Below are 25,197 nucleotides of genomic sequence, written 5' to 3'. Positions count from 1 at the left end.
TTAACAGAATCACCCGGTTCGGTCAGGTACTGCTGCAGCAGGCCGGGAGCCGCTCCAGGCGATCCATCCACCGGCGGCTGCCATCAGCAGGGCACCGGCGGTCTGGGTCGGAGTCAGCCGAACAGGTTCACCGGCTTGACGATGTCGGCATAGATCAGCAGCGCGCTCATGCCCATCAGCAACGCTGCCACCACATAGGTCACGGGGAGCAGTTTGGCGATGTCGAAAGCGCCGGGATCCGGTTTGCCGAACAGTTTGGCCACCCGTCGCCGCGCCCCCTCATACAGTGCTCCGGCCACATGGCCGCCATCGAGCGGAAGCAGTGGGATCAGGTTGAAAACCGCGAGCGCGAAGTTCAGGCCGGCGAGCAGCCCTACTAGGGCGCCAATCCTGGACTGGAGCGGCACTTCCTCCATGGCCGCCACTTCGCCGGCCACGCGCCCAACGCCCACCACGCTGATGGGGCCGTTGGGGTCGCGCTCTTCCTCGCTGAAGGCCGCCTTGGCAACGCCCACCACCCTCGCGGGCAGGTTGAAGACGACGCCGGCCACTTGTTTGATGTTTTCGCCCGCCATGGGCAGAACGGACGACGCCGGCTGGGGAACCAGTTCGGTCTGCGCGCCGATGCCTAGGAAGCCGACGTCCTGATAGAGAAGGTTGCCGGCATCGTCCTTTGCCTGGCGTCCGTCCACGCCTACGACGGGGCGGGCGGACAGCACCGGTGTCACCGTGGTGGTGACGGGCGCACCGTCGCGCTGCACGGTAATGCTGACTTCCCGGCCGGCGGAGGCACGGATCCATTCGGTCATCTGGTCCCAGCCGGTGACAGCTTTCCCGTCAAAGGAGGTGACCACGTCGTTGGGTAGGAGACCGGCAGCGGCCGCGGGCGTCAGCTGGCAGTCCGGGGAATCGGGATCAACCGTTTGGCCGGCCGCCACCTGGCATTTGGAGACGTCCGCGATGGTGGTGGTGGCCGTGGCCATGCCGAAACCCATCAGCAAGACAGCCGTCAGGACCACGCCAATCAGCAGGTTCATGGCCGGACCGCCCAGCATCACGATGATTTTCTTCCACACCGGCAGCCGGTAGAACACGCGGTTCGCGTCCTCCGGGCCCACTTCCTCGTGTGCCATGGACCGGGCTTCCGTGGCCAGGGTCTGGAACATCCCGGTGCTGGAGGGACGGACGGTTCCGTCGTCCTTGTTGGGTGGATACATGCCGATCATGGACACGTAGCCACCCAGCGGGATCGCCTTCACACCGTATTCAGTTTCGCCCTTCCGCTTGGACCACAGGGTGGGGCCGAAGCCGATCATGTACTTGGTGACGCGCACCTTGAACAGCTTGGCGGGCAACAGGTGCCCCACTTCATGCAGCGCAATGGACACGGCAATGCCGAGCGCCACAAAGACGACGCCGAGGATAAAAAGGAGGACGGGGCTCATGCGTGGATCTGCTGCTTCCTAGAGACTGCTGACTGCTAAACGTTCGTGGGCGCGCGTACGTGCCCAGGCTTCAGCATCCAGTACCGACTCCAGCGTCAGCCCGGAGGATCCTGAATGTTCGCTGAGGACAGCATCGATGGTGTCCACGATTTCGGTGAAGCGGATGCGTCCAGCGTGGAAGGCCATGACCGCTTCCTCGTTGGCCGCATTAAAGACGGCAGGAAAAGTACTCCCCTGCTTGGCGGCGTCCTTGGCCAGGTCCACCGCAGGGAAGGCTACAGTGTCCAGCGGTTCGAACGTCCAGCTGGTGGCCTTGGTCCAGACGCATGGGGAAGCCGCCTTGGGGACTCTGTTGGGCCAGCCCATCCCCAAGGCAATGGGGAGGCGCATGTCCGGCGGGGACGCCTGGGCGATGATGGACCCGTCAATGAACTGGACCATGGAATGGACCACCGACTGCGGGTGGACCACAACGTCAATCCGGTCCAGCGGCACATCGAACAGCAGATGGGCTTCGATGAGCTCCAGGCCCTTGTTGACCAGCGTGGCCGAGTTGGTGGTGACCATCAGGCCCATGTCCCAGGTGGGGTGGTCCAGGGCCTCTTTTGGCGTTACGTTGTGGAGCTGCTCCCGCGTCCGGCCGCGGAACGGCCCCCCGGACGCCGTCAGGATGAGCTTGTCGACCTCGGCCGCGGTGCCTGAGCGCAGGCACTGCGCTATCGCTGAGTGCTCGGAGTCCACCGGCACGATCTGCCCCTCACGGGCGGCCGCCTTCACGAGCGCTCCGCCCACGATGAGCGATTCCTTGTTGGCCAGTGCCAGTGTTGCACCCGACTTCAGGGCGGCGAGGGTTGGGGCGAGCCCGATGGACCCGGTAATGCCGTTAAGCACCACGTCCGCCTCTACTGCGGCGATGCGGGACGAGGCGTCCGGGCCGGCGATGATTTCGGGGCGGTAGTCCTGCCGTCCGGCGAGGCGGGCGGCCTCGGAGATCAGGTCCCGCAGCTGCCGTGGATCCCCCGTTGCGATGCCCACGGCGGCGGCACCGGTGTGGACAGCCTGCCGGGCAAGGAGCTCCAGGTTTCCTCCGCCGGCACTGAGCGCCACCACCTCAAAGAGGTGGGGAGCGCCGTCGACGACGTCGATCGCCTGGGTGCCGATGGAACCGGTGGATCCGAGGAGGACGATTCTGCGCTGCATTGGTTAAGTATCCCGCACCTGGTCCGCGGTCCGGTCAGGCATTAGGTCAGGCCGCTGCCAGCTCGATGAAACCCTTGGCCAGCGTGGACACGGCTCCGATGTAGGCGATGGCCACAACGATCCGGCGGACAGCGGCCGGTTTGACCTTGCCGGAGAGCAGATCGCCCGCGATGATTCCGGTCACCATGGCGGCCAGGATGCTGAGCCATTGCCAGCCGTCCAGGCCGGGAACATGTCCACCGGAGAGTATGTACTTGCTCACCAGCGATGAGAGTCCGGTGGTGACGAAATAGGGCTGGAGTGTGGCGCTGAAGCTCTTCTGCTCCCAGCGGGTGGCGATGGCGTAGGCAGTGATGGCCGGTCCGCCGACGCCTGCAGCCGCGTTCATCAGTCCGCTGGTGAAGCCGAGGGAGACCATGGGGACGGGGCCACTGGCACGCCATGAGCTGCGGGTCAGCCGCTGCGAAGCCAGCAGTGCGACGATGAGGAGGATGCCGATGCAGATTTCCAGCGGGGCTTCGGGCACGTTGCTGGCCAGCCAGGCGCCCGGCAGCACCCCCGCGAGGGCAGCGAGCGCCAATCCGAAGTAGCGCTTCCAGTCCACATGCCGCCAGACCCTGGAAAGGATCAGAAGGGATGAGGCTGCGCCGCACAGGTTGATGATCATGACGCCGTCGAAGGGGCCGAGCAGCACCACCAGGACGGGAGAGACGAGGAGGCCGAATCCGAGGCCGGCCAGCCGCTGGGCCAGTGCCCCTGCAACCACGACAATGAGCACCAGTGCAAACACCATCCGATCCTAGTGGGCGGACTGCGACGCCGGGCGTAACGTGGATTGCGTGGACTGGGTTTCCTGGTTCGATGCGCCGGAGTACGGATTAGCCCGGCAGGTGCTGCAGCGAGGTGTGGCGGCACTGTTCTTTGTTGCGTTCCTGTCCTCCCTGAACCAGTTCCCTGCGCTGCTGGGCGAACGCGGCCTGTTACCGGTTCCGGACTACCTGGAAGGGTTCAGCGCGCGCCGACGGCCCACCCTGTTCCGTTGGCGCTATTCGGACCGGCTGCTGCGTGGTGTCTGCGCCACCGGGCTGGTATTTTCAGCCCTGCTGGTGGCCGGCATCCCCCAACTCGGGCCACCGTGGGTTCCGCTGATCGCGTTTCTTGCCCTGTGGCTGCTGTACATGTCGATCGTCAACGTGGGGCAGACGTTCTATGGCTTCGGATGGGAAATGCTGCTGCTGGAGGCCGGGTTCACGGTGGCGTTCCTTGGCTCGGACCAGACGGAGCCTCCCCGCACCATCCTGATTCTGCTGGCGTGGCTTGTGTTCCGGCTGGAGTTCGGCGCCGGGATGATCAAGATCCGCGGTGGCCGGGAATGGCGAGACCTGACCGCCCTCTACTACCACCACGAGACCCAGCCCATGCCGGGGCCGGTGAGCCGCCAGGCGCACCTGCTGCCCAAACCCTTCCACCGGCTGGAGGTCCTGGGGAACCACTTCGCGCAGTTGGTGGTGCCGTTCTTCCTCTTCGCACCCCAACCCCTGGCAAGCGCCGCGGCCGGCATCATCATCTTCACGCAACTGTGGCTGGTGGCCAGCGGCAATTTTGCGTGGCTTAACTGGATGGCCATTGTGCTTGCCTTCGCCGCGGTCAGCGACCCCGTGGCCCAGGCCGTACTGCCGTTACTGCCGTTCCTGCCGTTGGCGGTGGTTCCCGTGGAAGACATCCCCGGCAATCCCCCGTACTGGCTCGCCATCACCCTGGTGGCCACGTTCCTGCTGCTGGTCCTCAGCTACTGGCCGGTGCGCAACCTGCTTTCCAGGGGGCAGCTGATGAACGCCAGCTTCAACCGCTGGCAACTGGTCAACACGTACGGCGCATTCGGCACGGTAACGAAGCACCGAGTCGAGATCGTGGTGGAGGGCACCCTGGACGAGGAACCTGGGGACACGGCGGACTGGCGTGAATATGGGTTTAAGGGCAAACCCGGAGACGTGCGACGGCTGCCGCGGCAGTGGGCGCCGTACCACCTGCGGCTGGATTGGCTGATGTGGTTCCTGCCGTTGCGCACGGTCCACGAGGAGTGGTTTTACGCGTTCCTCACGAAGCTCCTGGAGGCGGACCAGCAGACGCTGCGGCTTCTCCGTGCGGACCCGTTCGACGGCGGTCCGCCGCGTTGGGTGCGTGCCAACAGTTACCTGTACCGTTTCGCCACCAGGGCTGAGTTCCGGGAGACCGGCGAGCGCTGGGTCCGGACGCCGCTCTACGTGGCCGTCCCGCCACGGTCCCTGCGTGGTTCGCGCGGGCGGCGGTGATTCTGCCCCAGGTGGTCCCGGGCCGGTTGCCCTAGGAGGGGATGCCGGCCCGGCGGATGGTGGCTTCCGCGTGTTTGAGGATGGGTCCGTCGATCATTTTGCCCCCGTGCTGGAACACCCCGGATCCGGCGGCAGCTGCGACCCGCAGCAGTTCCGTGGCGGCGGCGACGTCGGCCTCGGACGGGGCGTAGGCTCCCCTGACAATGGCCGCCTGCGTGGGGTGGATGCAGGCTTTAGAGCCGAATCCTGACGCTGCGGCATCGGCTGCCTCCAGCGCCAGTCCGTCAAGGTCCGGGATGTTGACGTATACAGCGTCCACGGCTTCCTTTCCGAACGCCCGTGCGGCGAGCAGCACCGCTGACCGGGCGTGCAGGGCCACGGCGCGGTAGCCGCCGTCGTCCGTTCTGCTGGACGTGCCGCTCAGGGAAGCCAGGAGGTCCTCGGCGCCCCACATCAGGGCCACCACGTTGGGGGCTGCCGCGATGGCGGGTGCGTTGAGGACCCCGGCGGCCGTCTCGCACAGGGCGATGACACGATAATCCGCCAGGGCTTCGAGCTGGGCCGCGCTCTCCGCCTTGGCCAGCATCACCGTGCGGTACGGCGTGTGGGCCAGGCAGTGCAGGTCCTTCTCGAATTCGTCGGTTCCGGCCGGGTTGATCCTGATGATGGTGCGGCTGGGATCAAGTTCGGGCCCTTCCCCGGCAGCGCCCAACTGGGCCAGGATCGCGCCGCGCGCCCGCTGCTTGTCCGCGGGTGCCACGGCGTCCTCGAGGTCCACGATGACAGCGTCGGCTCGTTGGGCGGCCTTGGGGAAGCGCTCCGGACGGTCGGCAGGGCAGAAGAGCAGGGCGGGACCCATCACAAATGTCATAGGGACATTGTCCCCTTTTCGGCGCCCTGACGGCTCCCCTTTTCGGCTCCTGCAGGCCGCACCTGTTGTCCCGCCGACTGCGCCACATGGGCGTCCCGGGTCCACATCAGGCAGCTCCGCGTGGCCAGCGCCACCACGGTGCCGTCCTGGTTCCGGCCCGTGTGCTGCATGGTCACGATCCCCTGCCCGGGACGCGATCCCGAGAGCCGTTTCGCGGTGATCACCGTCTCGGTGTAGAGCGTGTCCCCGTGGTACAGCGGGTGCGGGAAAGAGACGTCCGTGAGCCCCAGCTGGGCGATGATGGTGCCCTGGGTGAGCTGCGATACGGACTGCCCCACCAGGGTGGACAGCGTGAACATGGAGTTGACCAGCCGCTGGCCGAACGGCTGCCCTGCGCTCCAGGCGGCGTCCAGGTGCAGGGCCTGGGTGTTCATGGTGAGGGTGGTGAACAGGACGTTGTCCGCCTCGGTCACGGTGCGGCCGGGCCGGTGCGCGTAGACGACACCTTCTTCGAGTTCGTCAAAGTACAGGCCACGCTGTTCTATGACCCTGGGGGCGTTGGCGGTTGGGCCAGGGGCATCGGGGATTGGAACCCCGCTCATACGGTGAGCTCCTGGTCTTCTTCGAACAGTTCGGCCCCGGTGGCCGCCGCCACGTCCTCCACGGAGACGTTGGGGGCCAGTTCGCGGAGCACCAGCCGGGACCGCCCGCCTTCGGTGACGACGTCGATCACGGCGAGGTCGGTGATGATCCGGTCCACGCAGGCCTTGCCGGTCAGCGGCAGCGAGCAGTCCTCCACGATTTTGGGGTTGCCGTTGCGGTCCACGTGCTCCATCATCACGATCACCTTCTTGGCGCCGAAGACCAGGTCCATGGCCCCGCCCATGCCTTTGACCATCTTGCCCGGGATCATCCAGTTGGCCAGGTCGCCGTTCTGTGCCACTTCCATGGCGCCGAGCACGGCCACATCCACATGCCCACCGCGGATCATGCCGAACGACGAGGCGGAGTCGAAGAATGCGGCCCCCTTGTTAACCGTGACGGTTTCCTTGCCTGCGTTGATGAGGTCAGGATCCACTGCATCCTCGCTGGGGTATGGTCCCACGCCCAGGATTCCGTTCTCCGAGTGCAGCACCACCTCTATGCCCGCCGGGATGTAGTTGGGAATGAGCGTGGGCATGCCGATGCCGAGGTTGACGTACTGCCCGTTGCTGAGTTCCCGGGCCACGCGGGCGGCCAGTTCGTTGCGGGTCCAACCCTTGGCTTCCGGGTTGGTGCCTTCGGGATGGCCGACGGCGGCACGCCGGTATTCCGGCCGTACGGCTTCGGGGCGGGGAGGCGCTCCCTGCGTGCTGCTGGACTCCATGGCTACGCTCCTGCCTGTTCGGTGGCGCTTTCGGTTCCGGCGGCCTGGGTTGCGGCCTTTGCAAGGGCAACTGTCCGCTTTTCGATCCGCTTCTCCCCGGCGGGCACAACCACCACCCGCTGGACAAAAATGCCGGGCGTATGGACGTGCTCCGGGTCGAGTTCCCCCGGCTCCACGAGTTCCTCCACCTCGGCGATGGTGATTTTTCCCGCCATGGCGCAGAGCGGGTTGAAGTTCATGGCGGTGGCGTGGAAAACCAGGTTGCCGTGGCGGTCGCCTTTCCAGGCGTGGACCAGCCCGAAGTCGGGTGTCAGGGATTCCTCCAGGACGTAGTCCACATCGTTGAACGTCCGCACTTCCTTCGGGGCAGATGCGATGGCGATGCCGCCGTCGGCGTCGTACTTCTGCGGCAGGCCGCCGTCGGATACCTGTGTGCCGACCCCCGCCTTGGTGTAGAAGGCGGGGATCCCGGCGCCGCCGGCCCGCAGCTTCTCCGCAAGCGTTCCCTGCGGGGTCAGCACCACCTCAAGTTCACCGGACAGGTACTGGCGCGCGAATTCCTTGTTCTCGCCGACGTAGGAACTGACGGTCCGCCGGATCCTGCCATCGCGGAGCAGGACGCCCAGCCCCCAGTCGTCCACGCCGCAGTTGTTGCTCACGGTTTCCAGGTCCTTGGTACCGTGCCGATGCAGGGCATCGATCAGGGCTACCGGGATTCCGCAGAGGCCGAAGCCTCCCACGGCCAGCGACGCGCCGTCGGGAATGTCCGCAATGGCTTCCTCGGCGCTGGCAACAACCTTGTTGATCATCGTTGGTCCTTTCAAGGGTCTCGACAGGCTCGACCACCGCGCAGCAGACTCGACCACTGCGTGGCATTCCCGACCAGCGGGCTTGTTAGAGTCCGAGTTCGCGGGCGATCAGCATCAGCTGGACCTCCGTGGTGCCCTCCCCCACTTCTAGGATCTTGGAGTCGCGGTAGTGGCGTGCCACGGTGAATTCGTTGATGAAGCCATAGCCGCCGAATACCTGGGTGGCATCCCGCGCGTTGTCCATGGCCGCCTCGCCTGCGACCATCTTAGCGATGGCAGCCTGCGTCTTGAACGGCTTGCCGGCCAGCATCCTTGACGCGGCGTCGTAGTACGCCAAGCGGGCCGTGTGGGCCCGCGCCTGCATCCGGGCGATCTTGAACGAGATGGCCTGGTACTTGCCAATATGGTGGCCAAACGCGCTGCGTTCCTTGGCGTACTTCACCGACAAATCAACACAGCCCTGTGCCGCCCCCGTCGCCAGAGCCGCGATGGCAATACGGCCTTCATCCAGGATGGAAAGGAAATTCGCGTAACCCCGGCCCTCTTCGCCGAGCAGGTTCGCCTCCGGCACTCGGACGTCCTTGAGCGTCAGCGGGTGCGTGTCCGAGGCGTTCCAGCCCACCTTGTTGTACGCCTTTTCTGCCCTGAAACCCGGAGTGGTGGTGGGCACCAGGATGGTGGAGATCTCCTTCTTGAGGGTCCCGTCCTTGCGTTCCTTCTGACCCGTCACCGCGGTGACGGTGACCAGGCGGGTGATGTCCGTGCCGGAGTTGGTGATGAATTCCTTGTTTCCGTTGATCACCCACTCGCCGTTCTCACGATGGGCGTGGGTTTTGGTCCCGCCAGCGTCCGAGCCTGCTTCCGGTTCGGTGAGCCCAAAGCCTGCGAGCGCCTCGCCCGAGGCGAGCACCGGCAACCACTCCTGCTTCTGGGCTCCGGTGCCGAACCGGTACACCGGCATTGCGCCGAGGGAGACGCCGGCTTCCAGCGTGATGGCCACGGACTGGTCTACCCTGCCTAGTTGTTCGAGGGCGAGCGCGAGGGCAAAGTAGTCACCGCCCATCCCGCCGTATTCCTCCGGGAACGGCAACCCAAAGAGACCCATGTCTGCCATCTGCTTCACGATTTCGTAGGGGAAGCTGTGTTCCTCATCGTGCTTGGCGGACACCGGGGCCACCACGTTGTCCGCGAAGTCGCGGACGGTGTCGCTGAGGTCCTGGTATTCCTCGCTGAGTTCAAAATCCGTCATGGCTAGGCTCCCTTGCCTGTGGTGTTGGAATCGGTGTTGGAATCCCTGCTGGAATCCTGGAGTGAATCCGCGTCTGAGTCAGTGGTTGAAGGGTGGATGGTGGCCAGCACCTGGTCCGCTTTGACCGGCTGACCGGCCTTGATGCTGATGTGGACCGTGCCTGCCACCTCTGCCACCAGCTGGTGTTCCATCTTCATGGCTTCCACGGAGAGGAGGACCTGGCCTGCTTCCACGGTGTCGCCGTTGCTGACGGCTACGGACACCACCGTGCCCGGCATGGGCGAGCGCACCTCCGGGTCCGCGGTGCCTTCCTCACGCTCGACGGCGGCGAGCACCCGGACGAGCCGCGACTCCCGTGTCAGCACCTCCAGCCGGCAGGACCAGCCTCCGTTGCCGAGGAACAGCTCCGCGGGAACTGCGGGAGCCGGGTTGCCCGGGGCAAAGCTGACCGGGCCCGGGTCCGCCGGCGCCAGCGAGTAGTCAGTGGTTTCGCCGTCCAGGGTAAGGACCAGGCTGCCGCGGCCCGGCAGCCGGAGGGAGGCCGTACGCCAGGGCCCTTCGCCGACGCGGACCTGGACGGGACCGGCGGCCACGCGGCCGGTAACACTCACTGTTGCGATGCCGCCGTCGGGCGTTCCCAGGCTGATCCGCCGGGGCGCCGGCGCTCCGATCCGCCAGCCGTTGCTTGCCTGCCACGGACCGGAGGGTGTCACCGCGCTGCCCTGTTCCCCGCTCACGACGGCGGACAGGGCTGCCGCGACCAGTTCGGCGTCGTCGATCCGCCGGAACTCTAAGTCCGGCATCCTGCGCTCGATCAGGCCGGTGTCGAGGTGCCCGGCACGGACGTCGGGGTCGTTGATCAGCAGCCGCAGGTACTCAACATTTGTGTCGATGCCAAGTGCGGTATACCCAGCGAGCGCCGCGTCCAGGGTATCCAGGGCAACAGTGCGGTCCGGGCCCCACGCGATGACCTTGGAAATCATGGGATCGTAGCTGGACGAGATCTCCAGACCCTCCAGCAGGGCCGAGTCCACGCGGATCCGGGTCCTTGACTCCCGGGCTGGCGTTTCGTCGAGCAGGAGCACGGTCCCGGTGGACGGCATGAAGTTCCGCTCCGGGATTTCCGCGTAGACGCGGGCTTCGACGGCGTGCCCGTTAAGTTCGACGTCGGGCTGCCGGACGGTCAGTTCCTCACCGGCGGCGATGCGGACCTGCCATTCGACCAGGTCCACGCCAGTAACCATTTCGGTGACCGGGTGCTCCACCTGGAGGCGGGTGTTCATCTCCATAAAGAAGAACTCGTCCGGGGCCTCGTCGGAGACCAGGAACTCCACAGTTCCGGCGCCGCTGTAGTGGACGCTGCGGGCCGCCTGGCAGGCGGCCTCGCCGATCCGCGCCCGGGTGGCGCCGCCGTCGTTCAATGACTCAAGCAACGGCGACGGCGCTTCCTCGATGACTTTCTGGTGGCGGCGCTGCAGTGAGCACTCGCGCTCCCCCAGGTGGATCACGTTGCCGTGGTTGTCGGCCAGGACCTGGACCTCGATGTGCCGGGGCATGCGGACCAGCCGCTCCAGGAACAGCGTGTCATCGCCGAAGGCGCTCGCGGCGACGCGGCGGGCGGTTTCCAAAGTGGCGGGCAGGTCTGCGGCCCGTTCCACGATGTGCATGCCCTTGCCGCCGCCGCCTGCCGAAGGTTTGATGAGCAGTGGGAATCCGACGGCGTCCGCGGCCTGGATGAGCTGCGCGTCAGTCATGCCCGCTTCGGCGATGCCCGGAACCACCGGAACCCCGTAGCCGGAGACGTGGTTCTTGGACCGGATCTTGTCACCCATAACGTTCAGGGACTCGACGCCGGGGCCGATGAAGGTGATCCCGGCCGCTTCGAGGGCGCGGGCGAAGTCGACGTTCTCGCTGAGGAAGCCGTAGCCGGGGTGGACGGCCTCGGCGCCGGTGTCGCGGCAGGCCTGGATGATGGCCTCGATTTTGAGGTAGCTCTCTGCGGCAGCGGCAGGGCCGATCCGCACGGCAGTGTCAGCCTCGCGCACGTGCCGGGCCCCGGCGTCGGCGTCGCTGTAGACGGCAACCGAACGGATGCCCAAGGCACGCAGGGTGCGGATGACGCGGCAGGCGATCTCGCCGCGGTTGGCGACCAGCACGGTGTTAAACAGCGGTTTCGGCCGGGTTGCGGAATGTACATCGGGCAAGGAAGCGGTCATGGCTGGCTCACATCCGGAAGAGGCCGAAGGAGGTCTCCGGCAGCGGGGTACGGGAGACGACGTCGAGCGCCAGTCCCAGGACGGTGCGGGTGTCAGCGGGGTCGATCACGCCGTCGTCCCAAAGGCGGGCGGTGGAATAGTACGGGCTGCCCTGATCCTCATACTGCTGTTTGATCGGGGCCTTGAAAGCTTCCTCATCCTCGGCGGACCATTCCTGGCCGGCCGCTTCGTACTGGTCACGCTTGACGGTGGCCAGGACGCCGGAGGCCTGGTTCCCGCCCATGACGGAGATGCGGGACGCCGGCCACATCCAGAGGAAGCGCGGCGAGTAGGCCCGCCCGCACATGGAGTAGTTGCCCGCGCCGAAGGACCCGCCGATAACGACGGTCAGCTTGGGCACCCGGGCGGTGGCCACCGCGGTGACCATCTTGGCGCCGTTCTTGGCGATGCCGCCCTGTTCCGAGTCCTTGCCCACCATGAACCCGGAAATGTTCTGCAGGAAAATAAGCGGAATACCGCGCTGGTCGCAGAGTTCGATGAAGTGCGCGCCCTTGAGCGAGGACTCGCTGAAGAGCACTCCGTTGTTGGCCACGATCCCCACCGGGTGCCCGTGCAGCGTGGCGAACCCGGTCACCAGAGTGGTGCCGTACTCCTTCTTGAACTCGTGGAACCGGCTGCCGTCCACCAGCCTGGCAATGACTTCGTGCACGTCGTACTGCGCGTTGACGTCTGTGGGCACCGCCCCATACAGCTCGGCCGGGTCCGCAACAGGTTCGACGGCGGTGTCCACATCCCACGCGGGGGCAGCCGGCCTCGGCAGGGTGGCCACGATGTCGCGGACGATCTGCAGGGCGTGTTCGTCGTTCTCGGCGAGATGGTCCGTGACCCCCGAGATCCTCGAGTGCACGTCACCGCCGCCGAGCTCCTCCGCGGTCACGATTTCACCGATGGCCGCTTTCACCAGCGGCGGACCACCCAGGAAGATGGTGCCCTGGTTCCGAACGATGACCGTTTCGTCGCTCATGGCCGGCACATAAGCCCCACCTGCAGTGCAGGAACCCATGACGGAGGCAATCTGGGGGATCTTCGCGGCAGACATCTTCGCCTGGTTGAAAAAGATCCGGCCGAAGTGCTCCTTGTCCGGGAACACCTCGTCCTGCTTCGGAAGGAAGGCCCCGCCCGAATCCACCAGGTAGATGCACGGCAGCCTGTTCTCCAGGGCGATCTCCTGGGCGCGGAGGTGCTTTTTCACCGTCATCGGGTAGTAGGTGCCGCCCTTGACGGTGGCGTCATTGGAGATCACCAGCACCTGGCGGCCATGGACCATGCCGATTCCGGCAATGACCCCAGCGCCCGGCGACTCGTTGTTGTACATCCCGTTTGCCGCCAGCGGCGCGATCTCCAGGAACGGGCTGCCATCATCCAGCAGCCGGTCGATGCGCTCACGCGGCAGCAACTTGCCGCGGCCCACATGGCGCTCCCGCGACTTCTCCGGCCCGCCCAACGCGGCGCCAGCCAGCCTGGCCCTGAGCTCGGTGGCCAGCGCGAGCTGCGCAGCATTGTTTGCAGCAAACACTTCACTTGCGGCATCAAGCCGGCTGGCGAGGGTCTCCATCGACTGCGTCCGTTCATCATCTTCATGAAAGCCACCAAGGCTCCGGCGAGAGCTTCAAAAAGCCGGGCTCGGTTAATGCTTTATAACTGGAAATCAGGTTAGTCTTTATTAACTGTGATGTCCAACACAACAGGACGTTGCTAGAATTTGCTGGTCCTAGGAGGAAAAGCGTGCCCACCACCCGACCGGTCAAGCCGTCCACACCGGCCATGGCAGCCCAGCCGGATTCGGCAACGCTGCCCGTTCCCGGTACCCCCCGGAGCCAGGCGAAGGAGATCCGACGCCAAGCGTTGCTGGCTGCCGCGGCTTCGCTCTTCGCCGTCAACGGATTCAACAAGGTGTCACTGGAAGACCTGGGCGCCGCAGCAGGCGTCAGCGGCCCGGCCGTCTATCGCCACTTCCAGGGCAAGCAGGCGGTATTGGGGGACCTACTGCTCACCGTCAGCCGTGATCTGCTTGACGGCGGCCGCCGCGTTATTGCCGAGACCACCGACCCACTCGCAGCGCTCCGCAGGCTCGTGGGGTTCCAGGTGGAGTTCGCGCTGGGCAAGCCGGACGTGATCCGCGTGCAGGACCGGGACTTCAGCAACCTCAGCCAGAAGGACCAGTCCGAGGTGCGTGCGCTGCAGCGGAACTACGTGGAGATTTGGGTGGAGGTCCTGGCCCTGCTGCATCCGGGCACCGACGCCGCCGAACTGCGGATGCGGGCCCACGCCACATTCGGCCTGATCAACTCCACGCCGCACTCGGTACGGAACCACGGACGCAAGATCGCGCACAAAACGGCCCGGCCGCTTCTCGAGAGCATGGCGCTGGCGGCACTCACGGTGGACGTTCCCCAGACCTCCTGACATCGCGGTGCCACGGCGGCAACGCGGGGTCACTTCCCGCCCGATAAAGTCGAATTATCGGGCGGGAAGTGACCCCGCGTTGTTCTGGTATGACGGGCTTTGGCGACTGCTGCCTAGACCATCGTGAGCACCATGCCGGGTTCAGCCAGGATGGCACCAATATCGGCAAGGAACCGGGAGCCCTGTTCCCCGTCCACCAGGCGGTGGTCAAAGGACAGGCTCAGCGTCATGACCTGGCGTAGCGCCACCTCATCCTGGAATTCCCAGGGCATCTTCCGCACGGCCCCCATGGCCAGGATGGCGGCCTCACCGGGGTTGAGGATGGGGGTGCCAGCGTCGATGCCGAAGACCCCGATGTTCGTGATGGAGATGGTGCCACCGGAGAGGTCGGCCGGGGCAGTCTTACCCGCCCGCGCCGTCTCGGTCAGCCCGGTCAGGGCTTCCGAGAGTTCCAGCAGCGACAGGGTATCCGCGTCCTTGATGTTCGGCACGGTGAGCCCGCGCGGAGTCGCCGCGGCGATGCCCAGGTTCACGTAGTTGAACTGCACGATCTCCTGGCTTGCCTCCTCCCACCGCGAGTTCAGCGACGGGTTCCGCCGCAGCGCGATCAGCACCGCCTTTGCCACCAACGTCAATGGCGTGAGCTTGTAGCCGGAAAAGGCCCGGCTTGCCTTCAGCTTCGCCAGCAGGTCCATGGTGGGCGTGACGTCCACCGTGAGGAATTCCGTCGCATGGGGTGCCGTGAACGCACTCGCCACCATCGCGGCCGCCGTAAACTTGCGGACGCCCTTGATGGGAGTGCGGACTTCCCGGCCGCCCGGCGCCGCCACTCCGGCGCGGGACGGCGTATCCGATACTGCGGACAGGTGGCGCACCGGCGCCGACAGCCCGCCGCCAACAAAATTCTGGACATCCTCCCGCGTGATCAGTCCGCCGGCACCGGTGCCCGCCACCGCGGTCAGTTCGACGCCGAGGTCCTTGGCCAGTTTCCGGACCGGCGGCGTGGACCGTGGCCGCTCGGAGGTTTCGGCAGTCAGGGTCTCGGCAGGCAGGGTTTCGATGGGCTCAACCACCGGGGTTTCCGTCTTAACAGGCTCAACCACCGGGGTTTCCGTCCTGCCAGGCTCAGCCACCGGGGTTGTGAAGGTGCGGGCCCGGCGGGCGGGCCGGCCTGAACTTTCGACGACGGCGCCGTACCCCACCAGGTTCGGCTCGCGTTTCGCGGCACCCGCCACGGCAGTGGCCGCCCCCGCGGGCGCAACCCCAGCGGGCGCAACCCCTGAAGGTGAGGCGCCGCCGTCGTCCGCTACCTCAAAGGAGACGATGGGCTTGCCGACCTCCACGATGGTTCCGGGTTCTTCATGGAGCGCAGCGATCACGCCCGCGAAAGGTGAGGGCAACTCCACTACGGCTTTTGCGGTTTCCACCTCGGCGATGACCTGGTTCAGGGTCACAGTGTCCCCGACGGCCACTTTCCAGCTGAGGATTTCGGATTCCGTGAGGCCTTCGCCGAGGTCCGGGAGCCTGAATTCCTTGATCATGGTGGCGCTCATCCTTCCAGCCCGCTGAGGGAGTTCGGGCGTCCGAGTGCGCGGTCCACGCCGTCGAGGATCCGGTCCAGGCCGGGCAGGTGGTGCATTTCGAGTTTGGAGTACGGGTAGGGAATATCGAACCCGGTGATCCGGACGGGGGCGGCTTCGAGGTGGTAGAAGCACCGCTCCGTAATGCTGGCCGCCACTTCGGCGCCCAGGCCACCGGACTGGCCGGCTTCATGGGTGACTACCAACCTGCCCGTCTTCCGGACGGACGCTTCCACGGTGGCGTAGTCCACGGGTGCCAGCGAGCGCAGGTCGATGACCTCGATGGAGATGCCTTCGTCGGCGGCGGCGGTTGCTGCGTCTTTGGCCGTCTTCACCAACGGGCCGTAGGCCACAAGCGTCACGTCCGTGCCCTCGGTGACAACGCGGGCGGAGTCCATGGGCAGTGCGGTGCGGGGATCAGTGCCCTCGTCCACTTCACCCTTGTCGTGGTAGCGGCGCTTGGGTTCGAAGTACAGCACCGGGTCATCGGACAGGATGGCCTGCTGGATCACCGTGTAGGCATCCTGCGGGTTGGAGACACTGACCACACGAAGCCCCGACGTATGTGTGAAATACGCCTCGGGCGATTCGGAGTGATGCTCGGGCGAGCCGATGCCGCCCCCGAACGGGACTCTGATGGTGATGGGCATCTTCACGGCCCCCTGCGTGCGGTAGTGCAGCTTTGCCACCTGGCTCACGATCTGATCGAAGGCAGGATAGATGAAGCCGTCGAACTGGATCTCCACCACCGGGCGGTAGCCGCGGTACGCGAGGCCGACGGCGGTGCCCATGATGGCCGACTCGGCCAGCGGCGTGTCCACCACACGGTGGGTGCCGAAATCCTTCTGGAGGCCGTCGGTCACCCGGAAAACACCGCCGAGGGTGCCGATGTCCTCGCCCATGAGGATGACTTTGGGATCATTTTCGAGGGATTTGCGCAGGCCGGAATTGATGGCACGGGCAAAGGTCATCTGGGTCATCAGCGCGCACCTTCTTCTGAGGTGGCTCCCGCGGGATCGCCGAAGGAAGCCAGGTAACGGGCGTAGTGGTCCTGCTGCCGGTCCAGCCACGAGTTGGGCTCGCTGTAGACATGCTTGAAGATGTCCATCGGCTCCGGATCCGGCATGCCGATGCAGCCCGCACGGATGTCGCGGGCCACGGCCTCTGCCTTGTTGTGAACGTGCTGCTGGACCTGATCCGTGAGCAGGCCCTTGCGTTCCAGCAGGGCCTTGACGCGCAGGATGGGGTCCTTCGCGGCCCAGTCCTCCAGCTCGTTGGCGTCACGGTAGCGGGTGGGATCGTCCGCAGTGGTGTGCGGTCCCATCCGGTAGGTCACGGCTTCGATGAACGTGGGCCCGCCGCCATGCCGGGCCCGGTCCAATGCCACGCGGGTGGCTGCCATAACGGCCAGCACGTCATTGCCGTCCACCCGGAGGCTCGGAATGCCGAAACCAATGGCCCGGTCCGCGATCTGGATGTGGGACTGCAAGCGCACAGGCTCCGAAATGGCCCAGTGGTTATTCGAGCAGAAGAAGACCACGGGCGCCTGGAAGCTGGCGGCAAAGACCATGGCCTCGTTGACGTCGCCTTCGCTGGTGGCGCCGTCGCCGAAGTACGTCACCGCCACCGAGTCCGCGCCGTCGTTCTGGATGCCCATGGCGTAACCGGTGGCATGCAGCGTCTGCGCGCCGATAATGATCTGCGGGGTGGCCATATTCACGGTGTACGGATCCCAGCCGGATGAGGCTGTGCCACGCCATACCCGGGTGATGTCCGTCAGGTCCACGCCGCGGCAGTAGGCCACACCGTTTTCCCGGTAGCTGGAGAACACAAAGTCGTCCTCTCGCAGGGCCCTGCCGGAACCGACCTGCGACGCCTCCTGCCCCAACAGCGGGGGCCAAAGACCGAGCTCGCCCTGACGCTGGAGGGCGGTGGCCTCAACATCGATCCGCCGGATCACTGTGAGGTCCTCGTAGAGGGAGCACAACTGCTCATCTCCGATGTCCTTCACCCAGGGATCGAACTCCGGGTGGCTGATCCGCTCCCCTGCCGGGGTAATCAGCTGGATCAGGTTCCTGTCTGTAGACACGATGGCACGCAACCTTCTCACGTCGTTTGACCGGAGCCTGGGGACTTGTGGTCCCGCCCGCCGCCGGCCGCCCGGGCGCCGTTGCCCCGGATATTTGTGACCCTACTCACAATGCTCAATGGGTACAACCACCGCGCCGGATACTGCGCATAATGCCCTGTTTGGACAGCCCAGATGGTGCTAACGTTGCGCAGTATGCAAGCTTTGGATGGCACAGACACGCGGCTGCTCTCGGCCCTCGCCCGCGACCCCCGGCGGACGGTGGTGGCGTTGGCCCAGAAGCTGGGGCTGTCCCGGAACACCGTGCAGGCGCGCATGGCACAGCTGGAGAAGAAGCATGTCTTCCTGTCCTTTGAACGGCGGATCAACCCGGCGTCCCTCGGCTATCCGCTGATGGCGTTCATTTCCGTCCATGTCCAGCAGCAGAAACTGGGGCAGCTGGCCCACGACCTCGCCGGCATACCGGAAATCCTCGAAGGCTACGGCCTCACCGGCTCCGCTGACCTCCTGCTCCGCGTGGTGGCACTGGACGCCGAGGACCTCTTCCGGATCAACGGGAAAATCCTGGCGTGCGATGGAGTGGACCGGACGGACACCGCACTGGCCATGGGCGAACTCATCCCCTTCCGCATCCAGCCGTTGCTTGAGCGGGGATCCGGAGACGCCTAGAGGGCCGCAGCCCTTATTATTACTCCGATACCCAGCCCCGGCGGGGTGGGTTATAGGCTGTTCCAAGGTGAATCCATGGGTGCCGTTCAGCGGGTCCCAACAATAAGGCAGTGCCAGTGCGTTGCCGGAAAGGCTCCATCGTGAGCAATCCTCAGGAACCGTACCAGCCGGTCCAGCCGGCGGCCTGGCCCGCACAACCCTCGGGACAGCCCGGCAACCCCGGTCAGCATGGCGCCCCACCACTGCCCGGTAACCCGCCACATGGTGCGCCGGGGCAGAATGGTGCGCCGGGGCAATACGGTCCTCCGTCGCAGTTCGGACCGCCCGCACAGTACGGGACACCTGGCCAGTACTCGTCAGAGGGACCCTTCGGCCTGCCCGGACAAGAACCCCCGGCGCGAAACCGCCGGAGGTTGTGGACCATCCTCGGCATTGTGGGCGGCGTCCTCCTGCTGGCGGTCGTCGGCGTGCTCATCCTGGTCAACGTTGTCAACGGAGCCACCAACCATGCACGGGGCCTGGCTGACGGCTTCACGAAGCTGGTGATTGCTGGCGACAGCTCCAAGGCCTACGACGACTATCTTGACCCCGCCCTCCACGAACAGCTGACCAAGGAGGAATTCATCGCCGGCATCAAGACGCTGAAAATGGATAACACCTGCAAGCCGGCCTACAACGAGGTAAAGGCCAGCACCGAGAACGGCACGAAGGCGGCCGACGTGGCCGGCCTCATCACTTGTGACGGCGACAAGAAGATCGACCTCGTCTACCGCTTCGAAGGCGCCGACGAGCTGAAAATGATCAACATCAAACTCAAGCCCCAGACCTAGGACCGGGAAGCCGGCAAAGAAGAGAGTCCCCGTGCTGTGAACTGGCACGGGGACTCTCTTCTTTGCCTGACGATCAGCTGCGACGATCGACAGCAGGATCGGCCTCAGCGCGTCAGTGGTCCACAGCCTTCTCCGCACCCACGCCGGTCAGGGACCGTACTTCCATTTCCGCCTGCTTGGCGGTGTCTTCACGCTTCTTGTCCAGGACCGTGCCGAGCCAGCCCAGCAGGAACGCCAGCGGGATGGACACAATACCCGGATTGCTCAGCGGGAAAAACGCGAAGTTGGCGTCCTTGATCATGGAAGTTGCTCCGCCGGAAACAACCGGCGAGAAGATGATCAGGATGATGGCCGAGCCCAGGCCGCCGTACATGCTCCAGACCGCGCCCTGGGTGGTGAACCGCCGCCAGAACAGCGAGTAGACAATGGTGGGCAGGTTGGCTGACGCCGCCACGGCGAAGGCCAGGGCCACCAGGAAGGCCACGTTCTGGCCGTTGGCGAAGATGCCGCCCAGGATTGCCATGACGCCGATGACCACAACCGTCCGCCGCGCCACCTTGACCTCGGTGTCAGCGTCGGCCTTGCCCTTGGAGATGACGCTGGCGTAGATGTCGTGGGCGAAGGACGCTGCGGCTGTAATGGTCAGCCCGGCCACCACAGCAAGGATGGTGGCGAATGCGACTGCGGAGATGAAGCCCAGCAGCAGCGGCCCGCCGAGGTGGAAGGCGAGCAGCGGGGCCGCGGAATTAACGCCACCCGGAGCCGACTTGATGGTTTCGGCACCCACGAGGGCTGCGGCGCCGTAACCCAGTACCAGGGTGAACAGGTAGAACAGGCCGATCAGCCAGATGGACCACACCACGGACTTGCGGGCTTCCTTGGCGGTGGGCACGGTGTAGAAGCGCATCAGGACGTGCGGGAGGGCAGCGGTACCCAGGACCAGTGCCAGCCCAAGGGACATGAAGTCCAGTTTGGAGGTCCCGGTCTTGCCGTATTGCAGGCCGGGGTTCAGAACCGCCGGGTTGCCGGAAGTCTCCACCGCTGCACCGAGCAGGCTGGAGAGGTTGAAGCCGTAAATTGCCAGGACCCAGAAAGTCATCACGGCCGCGCCGGCGATCAGCAGAATTGCCTTGATGATCTGGACCCACGTGGTGCCCTTCATGCCGCCGATCAGGACATAAGTGATCATCAGGACGCCGACGACGATGATCACCAGTGCCTGTCCGCCCCAGTCGCTGATGCCCAGCAGCAACGAAATGAGGCTGCCAGCTCCAGCCATCTGTGCCAGGAGGTAGAAGAAGCAGACAGCCAGCGTGGAAATGGCCGCAGCGATGCGGACGGGGCCCTGCTTGAGCCGGAAGGAAAGGACGTCGGCCATGGTGAACTTTCCGGTATTCCGGAGCAGCTCAGCCACCAGCAGCAGGGCAACCAGCCAGGCCACGAGGAAGCCAATGGAGTACATAAAGCCGTCGTAGCCGTTGATGGCGATGGCGCCGGTGATGCCCAGGAACGATGCGGCGGACAGGTAATCCCCGGCGATGGCCGTTCCGTTCTGGGAACCGGTGAACGAGCGGCCGGCCGCGTAGTAGTCAGCAGCGGTTTTGTTGTTCCGGCTGGCCCGCAGCACAATCACCATGGTGACGGCGACAAACAGGCCGAAGATGCCCATGTTGAGCAGCGTGGTTTCTTTCAGGTCCGCAACGTCTACGGCCGTGGCAATCCCAATCATTTGGTCACTCCAGTCACGGGCTTGCCGTCCTTATCAAACTCATGGCCTTCGATTTCGTGGCGGATCTCGGCCGCGATGGGGTCCAGCTTCCGGTTGGAGTAGCTGACGTACCAGCCGGTGATGGCGAATGTGGAGACGAACTGCAGCAGGCCCAGGATCAGGCCGATGTTGATGTTGCCCCACACTTTGGTGGACATAAACTCGACGGCGTAGTCAGCCAGCAGGACATACGCGAAGTACCACAGCAGGAATACCACGGCCATGGGGAACACAAAGCTGCGGTGACGTTTTCGCAGTTCCTGGAACCGCGCTGTCGACTGGACCTGTTCGAAGTCCACGGACGCCGCTGCGTCCGGACTGTGGGCATCGTTACCCATCGTTCCTCCTCATTGAGAGTTGATGGCCACACCGGCCGGGTCCTGCAGGCAGGGTACGGACACTGTGACTGCAATCACTCTGCGCTGCGGTAGACGTCCATTCCAGAGCCATGGCCGGAACGGTCGCTCAACGGTTACGATGCTGCGACTAACGGCACCCGGCGCTACGCTGGGCACCATGCCGGACTCCCCCCTCCTGACCGCCGCCGCGGTTGCGGTAATCGCCCTGGCGATCGCCGTCGTCGTCGGCGTTGGCATCAAGCTGCTCCGGTCCTTCCGTGAGTTGGGCACCGACGCCGAGCGGGCCACGTACAAAACCCTCCACGCGGCATCGAGTGCCGGGCAGCACCTGCGTACGGGCCTCAATCCGGCAGGCGCGGCCAAAGCGAGCCGGCAGCTGAGGACCTTGCTGGGCTGCGATGCGCTGGCCATCACCGATACGGCCGGCGTGCTCGCCTGGGACGGTGCCGCCGAGGAACTGAAGCCCCGGTTAATGAACCTGGCCGCCGACGTCCTGCTCGGCGGCCGAACCGCGGTGCTCCAGGCGCGGGACCTGGGTGCGGGCCTTGCCTCCGGAAACCTCGGGGCCGTCATCGCTCCGGTCCGGGCAGGGTCACGGGTGGTGGGCGTCGTGGCGGCGTTTGCCCCGTCGGCGGGCGCAGGCCTTGTCCGGGCCACCAGCGAAGTGGCGGACTGGGTGGCCGTCCAGGTGGAGCTCGCTGAGCTGGACGCGTCCCGGACGCTGCTGATGGAAGCCGAAGTGCGGGCTCTGCGTGCCCAGATCAGCCCGCATTTCATCTACAACTCACTGAACGCCATCGCCTCGTTCATCAACACGGATCCGGAGCGGGCGCGCGAACTCGTGGTTGAGTTCGCCGATTTCACGAGGTACTCGTTCCGACGCCACGGAGACTTCACCACACTGGCGGAGGAACTGCGCTGCATCGACCGGTACCTGCTGCTGGAGCGTGCCCGATTCGGTGAGCGCGTCCAGGTCAGCCTTCGGATTGCGCCCGAAGTCCTGAGCACCGTCATCCCGTTCCTGAGCCTGCAGCCGCTCGTGGAGAACGCCGTCAGGCACGGCCTGGAGGCCAAAGAAGGGGCGGGCCACATCACCATCACCGCCAACGATTCGGGCGCCTACGCGGAAGTGACCATTGAGGATGACGGCGTGGGGATGGACCCTGCCGAGCTCCAGTCGATGCTGGCCGGGCACCACGACGGCGACCACGTGGGGCTGCGCAACGTGGACGCCCGGCTCCGGCAGGTCTACGGGGACCAGCACGGCCTGGTGATCGAGACGGCGCCGGGTGAGGGCACGTTGATTACCATGCGCGTGCCCAAGTCCCAGCCCGGCCATGACGCCTGAACGGCGCAGTGTGATCCCCTCCGCCTGATCCCGACCGCCTCATCCCATCCGCCTGCGGCGGCTAATGTAGGACCATGATTAATGTCCTCGTCGCCGACGACGAGCTACCCGCCGTGGAGGAACTGGCCTACCTGCTGGGCAAGGACGACCGGATCGGGGTCATCCACCGGGCTACCTCCGGCGCCGAAGCATTGCGGGCCCTGAACACCGAAACGATTGACGCCGTCTTCCTCGATATTCACATGCCCGCCGTGTCCGGCCTTGATGTGGCACGCGCCATCACACGCAGCAGCAAACCTCCGGCGGTGGTGTTTGTGACCGCGGACGAGGACTGTGCCCTGGAAGCCTTCGAACTCGCCGCCGTGGACTACCTGCTCAAGCCTGTCCGGGCGGAGCGGCTCTCCCGGTCGGTGGGCCGGATCAGCGAGTTGCTGCGCGACGGGGGCGGCGCCGCGCCTGAGATGATCACCGTTGACCAGGGCGGCACCACCAGGATGATCAGGCGCGACGACGTCACGTACGTCCAGGCGCAGGGCGACTACGCCCGGCTGCACACCGCGGATGCCAGCTACCTCATCCGCGTGCCACTGGCAGACCTTGAGCAGCAGTGGGCGGAAGCCGGGTTTATCCGGACGCACCGGTCCTACCTCGTGGCACTGAAGCATGTGCAGTCCATGAAGCTGGCCGCGGACAAGCCCAGCGTCTCGGTGGCCGGCGCCGGCCTGCCCATCAGCCGCCGCCACCTCCCCCTGGTCAGGGAAAAGCTGGAAGCCACCCGTATCCGGCCGCAGGCATGACCCGGGTCCGCGTCACCGCCCCGCGCTCTGCACCCCGGCCCGCCGGGGAGTCCCGCGAGGCGGCCGAGGATTCAGACGTGGGACAGGTTTTCGTTCGCTCCCTGATCCGTTCCCAGTTACGGCTGGCCCTGGTGGTGGCCATCGGGTTCCTGCTGATCCTGTCTGCGTTCCCGTTGCTGCTGGCTGCCATCCCGGGCCTTGCCGAGACCCGGATTGCCGGTGTCCCGTTCGACTGGATCCTGCTGGGTGCCGGCATCTATCCCGTCATCGGCGTCAGCGCCTGGCTTTTCATCCGGTCTGCAGCCCGGAACGAGGCCCGCTACCGCGACCTGGCCGGGGACAAGTGATGGCCTGATGAATCCCGCCGTGGGTGTGATCGCACTTGTTGTTGTTTCGCTGGCAACAGCCGCCATCGGGTTCTACGGGCTGCGGATTTCCCGGACCACCGGAGATTTCTATGTGGCCTCCCGGACGGTCAGGCCATGGTGGAACGCCTCGGCCATCGGCGGGGAGTACCTCTCTGCGGCGAGTTTCCTCGGCGTGGCCGGGCTGATCCTGCTATCCGGTACCGACGCACTGTGGTTTCCGGTGGGCTACACCGCCGGCTACCTGATGCTGTTGCTCTTCGTGGCCGCCCCGCTGCGCCGGTCCGGTGCCTACACGATCCCGGACTTCACCGAGGCCAGGCTGGATTCGCGCGCAGTCCGCCGTGTGACCAGCGTGGTGGTGGTTGTGGTGGGCTGGCTGTACATCGTGCCGCAGCTCCATGGTGCGGCCCTGACCATCCGGATCACCACGGGGCTGCCGGCCTGGGTGGGTTCCGCGGCCGTGGTGGTTGTGGTGTGCCTGACCGTTGTGGCCGGCGGCATGCGCTCCATTACCTTTGTGCAGGCCTTCCAGTTCTGGCTGAAGCTCACCGCCCTTGCCGTGCCCGTCCTGTTCATCGTGTTTACGCTCGCCGGTGACGGGACAGCCGCCGTGGCCCCCGCCGTCGTGAATCCCACAGGGCTGGCCCCGGCCGGGCCCTACCAGAACATCTCGCTGCTGGTGGCGCTGCTGTTCGGCACGCTGGGGCTCCCCCACGTCCTGGTCCGCTTCTACACGAACCCGGACGGCCATTCGGCCCGCCGGACCACCCTGATCGTGCTCGGGCTGCTCTCGGTGTTTTATCTGTTTCCCACCGCCTACGGGCTGGTGGGGCGGATGTTCGCGCCCGAACTCGCCCGGTCAGGGCAGCCGGACGCCGTGGTTCTCCTGCTGCCGGGGCAGCTGATCGGTGGAACCGCCGGCGACCTGCTCTCCGCGTTGGTGGTGGCCGGAGCGTTTGCCGCGTTCCTGTCCACCACCTCCGGCCTGGTGGTCTCCCTGGCGGGTGTGATCAGCCAGGACGTGCTGGGCGGCGGCGTGCGGGGATTCCGGCTCGCCGCCGTCGTCTCCGCCGTGGTCCCGCTGGGATTTGCCGTGATGACTGATTCCCTGGCGCTGGCCGGCAGTGTGGGCCTGGTGTTCGCGTTTACTGCCTCCACGGTATGCCCGGTGCTCCTTCTGGGCATCTGGTGGCGCGGGCTCACCGATTCCGGCGCCATCGCCGGCATGATGACCGGCGGCATCCTCTGCGGCGGCGCCATGGTGTGGGGAACGGTCCTGGGCGCCGCCGGCACGCCGTTCTGGCTGGCCCAGCCGGCGGCGTGGACGGTCCCCACCGCCTTCGCAGTGACAGTGCTTGTCTCCCGGGCGACAAAACATCGGATTCCGCGGACCATGGCGCGGGTCATGACCCGGCTGCACACGCCGGAGCGGCCGTTGGCCACCGAACGCTGATC

23 protein-coding genes are annotated in these 25,197 nt (G+C 65.8%); 8 read left to right on the top strand and 15 right to left on the bottom strand.

The features are described from left to right. Positions 1 to 113: 113 nt before the first annotated feature. The 3 genes from ACZY0Q_RS12950 to ACZY0Q_RS12940 are packed head-to-tail and all read right to left on the bottom strand — an operon-like array spanning position 114 to position 3,438. Positions 114 to 1,445: a M50 family metallopeptidase gene (locus ACZY0Q_RS12950; protein WP_463917391.1), complete on the bottom strand. Its 1,332-nt coding sequence runs from the start codon at positions 1,443 to 1,445 to the stop codon at positions 114 to 116. A gap of 18 nt (positions 1,446 to 1,463) precedes the next feature. Continuing rightward, the gene (gene dxr / locus ACZY0Q_RS12945) at positions 1,464 to 2,645 is read right to left on the bottom strand and encodes a 1-deoxy-D-xylulose-5-phosphate reductoisomerase (protein ID WP_463917389.1); all 1,182 of its coding nucleotides are present in this window, start codon (positions 2,643 to 2,645) and stop codon (positions 1,464 to 1,466) included. Between the two features lie 46 nt (positions 2,646 to 2,691). Then, the gene (locus ACZY0Q_RS12940) at positions 2,692 to 3,438 is read right to left on the bottom strand and encodes a TSUP family transporter (RefSeq protein WP_463917387.1); all 747 of its coding nucleotides are present in this window, start codon (positions 3,436 to 3,438) and stop codon (positions 2,692 to 2,694) included. Between the two features lie 46 nt (positions 3,439 to 3,484). Here ACZY0Q_RS12940 and ACZY0Q_RS12935 point away from each other — a divergent pair, with 46 nt between their 5' ends. Next, entirely contained in the window at positions 3,485 to 4,957 is a 1,473-nt protein-coding gene (locus ACZY0Q_RS12935) for a lipase maturation factor family protein (RefSeq protein WP_463917385.1), read from the top strand. A gap of 31 nt (positions 4,958 to 4,988) precedes the next feature. On the opposite strand, the gene ACZY0Q_RS12930 is transcribed toward ACZY0Q_RS12935, so the two are convergent. The 7 genes from ACZY0Q_RS12930 to ACZY0Q_RS12900 all read right to left on the bottom strand — a co-directional run bounded on the left by ACZY0Q_RS12930 (position 4,989) and on the right by ACZY0Q_RS12900 (position 13,083). After that, entirely contained in the window at positions 4,989 to 5,828 is an 840-nt protein-coding gene (locus ACZY0Q_RS12930) for an HpcH/HpaI aldolase/citrate lyase family protein (protein ID WP_463917383.1), read from the bottom strand. Next, complete coding sequence (locus ACZY0Q_RS12925) at positions 5,825 to 6,430, bottom strand: MaoC family dehydratase (protein WP_463917381.1); 606 nt, start codon at positions 6,428 to 6,430, stop codon at positions 5,825 to 5,827. The genes ACZY0Q_RS12930 and ACZY0Q_RS12925 overlap by 4 nt, the downstream gene beginning before the upstream one ends. Further along, complete coding sequence (locus tag ACZY0Q_RS12920; RefSeq protein ID WP_463917380.1) at positions 6,427 to 7,194, bottom strand: CoA transferase subunit B; 768 nt, start codon at positions 7,192 to 7,194, stop codon at positions 6,427 to 6,429. The genes ACZY0Q_RS12925 and ACZY0Q_RS12920 overlap by 4 nt, the downstream gene beginning before the upstream one ends. Before the next feature lie 2 nt (positions 7,195 to 7,196). Next, positions 7,197 to 8,003, bottom strand: a complete 807-nt coding sequence (locus ACZY0Q_RS12915; RefSeq protein WP_463917379.1) for a CoA transferase subunit A — start codon at positions 8,001 to 8,003, stop codon at positions 7,197 to 7,199. Positions 8,004 to 8,088: 85 nt separating this feature from the next. After that, positions 8,089 to 9,252 (bottom strand): acyl-CoA dehydrogenase family protein, encoded by a 1,164-nt coding sequence (locus ACZY0Q_RS12910; protein WP_463917377.1) that lies wholly within the window; start codon positions 9,250 to 9,252, stop codon positions 8,089 to 8,091. A gap of 2 nt (positions 9,253 to 9,254) precedes the next feature. Further along, positions 9,255 to 11,468: an ATP-binding protein gene (locus tag ACZY0Q_RS12905; RefSeq protein WP_463917375.1), complete on the bottom strand. Its 2,214-nt coding sequence runs from the start codon at positions 11,466 to 11,468 to the stop codon at positions 9,255 to 9,257. 7 nt (positions 11,469 to 11,475) lie between these two features. Continuing rightward, complete coding sequence (locus ACZY0Q_RS12900) at positions 11,476 to 13,083, bottom strand: carboxyl transferase domain-containing protein (protein ID WP_463917373.1); 1,608 nt, start codon at positions 13,081 to 13,083, stop codon at positions 11,476 to 11,478. Positions 13,084 to 13,292: 209 nt separating this feature from the next. On the opposite strand from ACZY0Q_RS12900, the gene ACZY0Q_RS12895 reads away from it, so the two are divergent. Continuing rightward, entirely contained in the window at positions 13,293 to 13,934 is a 642-nt protein-coding gene (locus tag ACZY0Q_RS12895; protein WP_463917571.1) for an SACE_7040 family transcriptional regulator, read from the top strand. A 113-nt stretch (positions 13,935 to 14,047) separates the two neighbouring features. Here ACZY0Q_RS12895 and ACZY0Q_RS12890 read toward each other — a convergent pair whose 3' ends face one another. The 3 genes from ACZY0Q_RS12890 to pdhA are packed head-to-tail and all read right to left on the bottom strand — an operon-like array spanning position 14,048 to position 17,603. Continuing rightward, the gene (locus ACZY0Q_RS12890; protein ID WP_463917371.1) at positions 14,048 to 15,475 is read right to left on the bottom strand and encodes a dihydrolipoamide acetyltransferase family protein; all 1,428 of its coding nucleotides are present in this window, start codon (positions 15,473 to 15,475) and stop codon (positions 14,048 to 14,050) included. An 8-nt stretch (positions 15,476 to 15,483) separates the two neighbouring features. Then, a complete protein-coding gene (locus ACZY0Q_RS12885; RefSeq protein WP_463917370.1) occupies positions 15,484 to 16,494 on the bottom strand; it encodes an alpha-ketoacid dehydrogenase subunit beta in 1,011 nt (336 codons plus the stop codon). Continuing rightward, complete coding sequence (gene pdhA / locus ACZY0Q_RS12880; RefSeq protein ID WP_463917368.1) at positions 16,494 to 17,603, bottom strand: pyruvate dehydrogenase (acetyl-transferring) E1 component subunit alpha; 1,110 nt, start codon at positions 17,601 to 17,603, stop codon at positions 16,494 to 16,496. Before pdhA ends, ACZY0Q_RS12885 begins: the two co-directional genes overlap by 1 nt. Positions 17,604 to 17,798: 195 nt before the next feature. Between pdhA and ACZY0Q_RS12875 the strand changes: the two genes are divergently transcribed. Together ACZY0Q_RS12875 and ACZY0Q_RS12870 are read left to right on the top strand one after the other, a co-directional pair. Next, positions 17,799 to 18,272 (top strand): Lrp/AsnC family transcriptional regulator, encoded by a 474-nt coding sequence (locus tag ACZY0Q_RS12875; protein WP_111906416.1) that lies wholly within the window; start codon positions 17,799 to 17,801, stop codon positions 18,270 to 18,272. Between the two features lie 140 nt (positions 18,273 to 18,412). Continuing rightward, entirely contained in the window at positions 18,413 to 19,102 is a 690-nt protein-coding gene (locus tag ACZY0Q_RS12870) for a hypothetical protein (RefSeq protein ID WP_463917365.1), read from the top strand. 112 nt (positions 19,103 to 19,214) lie between these two features. On the opposite strand, the gene ACZY0Q_RS12865 is transcribed toward ACZY0Q_RS12870, so the two are convergent. Together ACZY0Q_RS12865 and ACZY0Q_RS12860 are read right to left on the bottom strand one after the other, a co-directional pair. Next, a complete protein-coding gene (locus ACZY0Q_RS12865) occupies positions 19,215 to 20,831 on the bottom strand; it encodes a solute symporter family protein (protein WP_463917364.1) in 1,617 nt (538 codons plus the stop codon). Continuing rightward, positions 20,828 to 21,208 (bottom strand): DUF485 domain-containing protein, encoded by a 381-nt coding sequence (locus ACZY0Q_RS12860; RefSeq protein WP_463917363.1) that lies wholly within the window; start codon positions 21,206 to 21,208, stop codon positions 20,828 to 20,830. Before ACZY0Q_RS12860 ends, ACZY0Q_RS12865 begins: the two co-directional genes overlap by 4 nt. A gap of 178 nt (positions 21,209 to 21,386) precedes the next feature. Between ACZY0Q_RS12860 and ACZY0Q_RS12855 the strand changes: the two genes are divergently transcribed. From ACZY0Q_RS12855 to ACZY0Q_RS12840, 4 genes are all read left to right on the top strand, one after another. Continuing rightward, complete coding sequence (locus ACZY0Q_RS12855; protein ID WP_463917362.1) at positions 21,387 to 22,577, top strand: sensor histidine kinase; 1,191 nt, start codon at positions 21,387 to 21,389, stop codon at positions 22,575 to 22,577. A gap of 74 nt (positions 22,578 to 22,651) precedes the next feature. Then, positions 22,652 to 23,374, top strand: a complete 723-nt coding sequence (locus ACZY0Q_RS12850) for a LytR/AlgR family response regulator transcription factor (RefSeq protein ID WP_252564887.1) — start codon at positions 22,652 to 22,654, stop codon at positions 23,372 to 23,374. After that, entirely contained in the window at positions 23,371 to 23,721 is a 351-nt protein-coding gene (locus tag ACZY0Q_RS12845) for a DUF485 domain-containing protein (protein WP_463917359.1), read from the top strand. The genes ACZY0Q_RS12850 and ACZY0Q_RS12845 overlap by 4 nt, the downstream gene beginning before the upstream one ends. 7 nt (positions 23,722 to 23,728) lie before the next feature. Further along, positions 23,729 to 25,195, top strand: a complete 1,467-nt coding sequence (locus ACZY0Q_RS12840; protein ID WP_463917357.1) for a sodium/solute symporter — start codon at positions 23,729 to 23,731, stop codon at positions 25,193 to 25,195. Positions 25,196 to 25,197 lie beyond the last annotated feature (2 nt).

It is taken from the genome of Pseudarthrobacter lactosi (genome assembly GCF_055412785.1).
This window is presented reverse-complemented; position numbering and strand designations above follow the sequence as displayed.

Excerpts from the sequence above, each read along its gene's own strand:
- ACZY0Q_RS12950 (WP_463917391.1), bottom strand. The coding sequence starts at position 1,445 with ATGAGCCCCGTCCTCCTTTTTATCCTCGGCGTCGTCTTTGTGGCGCTC.
- dxr (WP_463917389.1), bottom strand. The coding sequence starts at position 2,645 with ATGCAGCGCAGAATCGTCCTCCTCGGATCCACCGGTTCCATCGGCACC.
- ACZY0Q_RS12940 (WP_463917387.1), bottom strand. The coding sequence starts at position 3,438 with ATGGTGTTTGCACTGGTGCTCATTGTCGTGGTTGCAGGGGCACTGGCC.
- ACZY0Q_RS12930 (WP_463917383.1), bottom strand. The coding sequence starts at position 5,828 with ATGACATTTGTGATGGGTCCCGCCCTGCTCTTCTGCCCTGCCGACCGT.
- ACZY0Q_RS12925 (WP_463917381.1), bottom strand. The coding sequence starts at position 6,430 with ATGAGCGGGGTTCCAATCCCCGATGCCCCTGGCCCAACCGCCAACGCC.
- ACZY0Q_RS12920 (WP_463917380.1), bottom strand. The coding sequence starts at position 7,194 with ATGGAGTCCAGCAGCACGCAGGGAGCGCCTCCCCGCCCCGAAGCCGTA.
- ACZY0Q_RS12915 (WP_463917379.1), bottom strand. The coding sequence starts at position 8,003 with ATGATCAACAAGGTTGTTGCCAGCGCCGAGGAAGCCATTGCGGACATT.
- ACZY0Q_RS12910 (WP_463917377.1), bottom strand. The coding sequence starts at position 9,252 with ATGACGGATTTTGAACTCAGCGAGGAATACCAGGACCTCAGCGACACC.
- ACZY0Q_RS12905 (WP_463917375.1), bottom strand. The coding sequence starts at position 11,468 with ATGACCGCTTCCTTGCCCGATGTACATTCCGCAACCCGGCCGAAACCG.
- ACZY0Q_RS12900 (WP_463917373.1), bottom strand. The coding sequence starts at position 13,083 with ATGGAGACCCTCGCCAGCCGGCTTGATGCCGCAAGTGAAGTGTTTGCT.
- ACZY0Q_RS12895 (WP_463917571.1), top strand. The coding sequence starts at position 13,293 with ATGGCAGCCCAGCCGGATTCGGCAACGCTGCCCGTTCCCGGTACCCCC.
- ACZY0Q_RS12890 (WP_463917371.1), bottom strand. The coding sequence starts at position 15,475 with ATGATCAAGGAATTCAGGCTCCCGGACCTCGGCGAAGGCCTCACGGAA.
- ACZY0Q_RS12885 (WP_463917370.1), bottom strand. The coding sequence starts at position 16,494 with ATGACCCAGATGACCTTTGCCCGTGCCATCAATTCCGGCCTGCGCAAA.
- ACZY0Q_RS12875 (WP_111906416.1), top strand. The coding sequence starts at position 17,799 with ATGCAAGCTTTGGATGGCACAGACACGCGGCTGCTCTCGGCCCTCGCC.
- ACZY0Q_RS12865 (WP_463917364.1), bottom strand. The coding sequence starts at position 20,831 with ATGATTGGGATTGCCACGGCCGTAGACGTTGCGGACCTGAAAGAAACC.
- ACZY0Q_RS12860 (WP_463917363.1), bottom strand. The coding sequence starts at position 21,208 with ATGGGTAACGATGCCCACAGTCCGGACGCAGCGGCGTCCGTGGACTTC.
- ACZY0Q_RS12855 (WP_463917362.1), top strand. The coding sequence starts at position 21,387 with ATGCCGGACTCCCCCCTCCTGACCGCCGCCGCGGTTGCGGTAATCGCC.
- ACZY0Q_RS12850 (WP_252564887.1), top strand. The coding sequence starts at position 22,652 with ATGATTAATGTCCTCGTCGCCGACGACGAGCTACCCGCCGTGGAGGAA.
- ACZY0Q_RS12845 (WP_463917359.1), top strand. The coding sequence starts at position 23,371 with ATGACCCGGGTCCGCGTCACCGCCCCGCGCTCTGCACCCCGGCCCGCC.
- ACZY0Q_RS12840 (WP_463917357.1), top strand. The coding sequence starts at position 23,729 with ATGAATCCCGCCGTGGGTGTGATCGCACTTGTTGTTGTTTCGCTGGCA.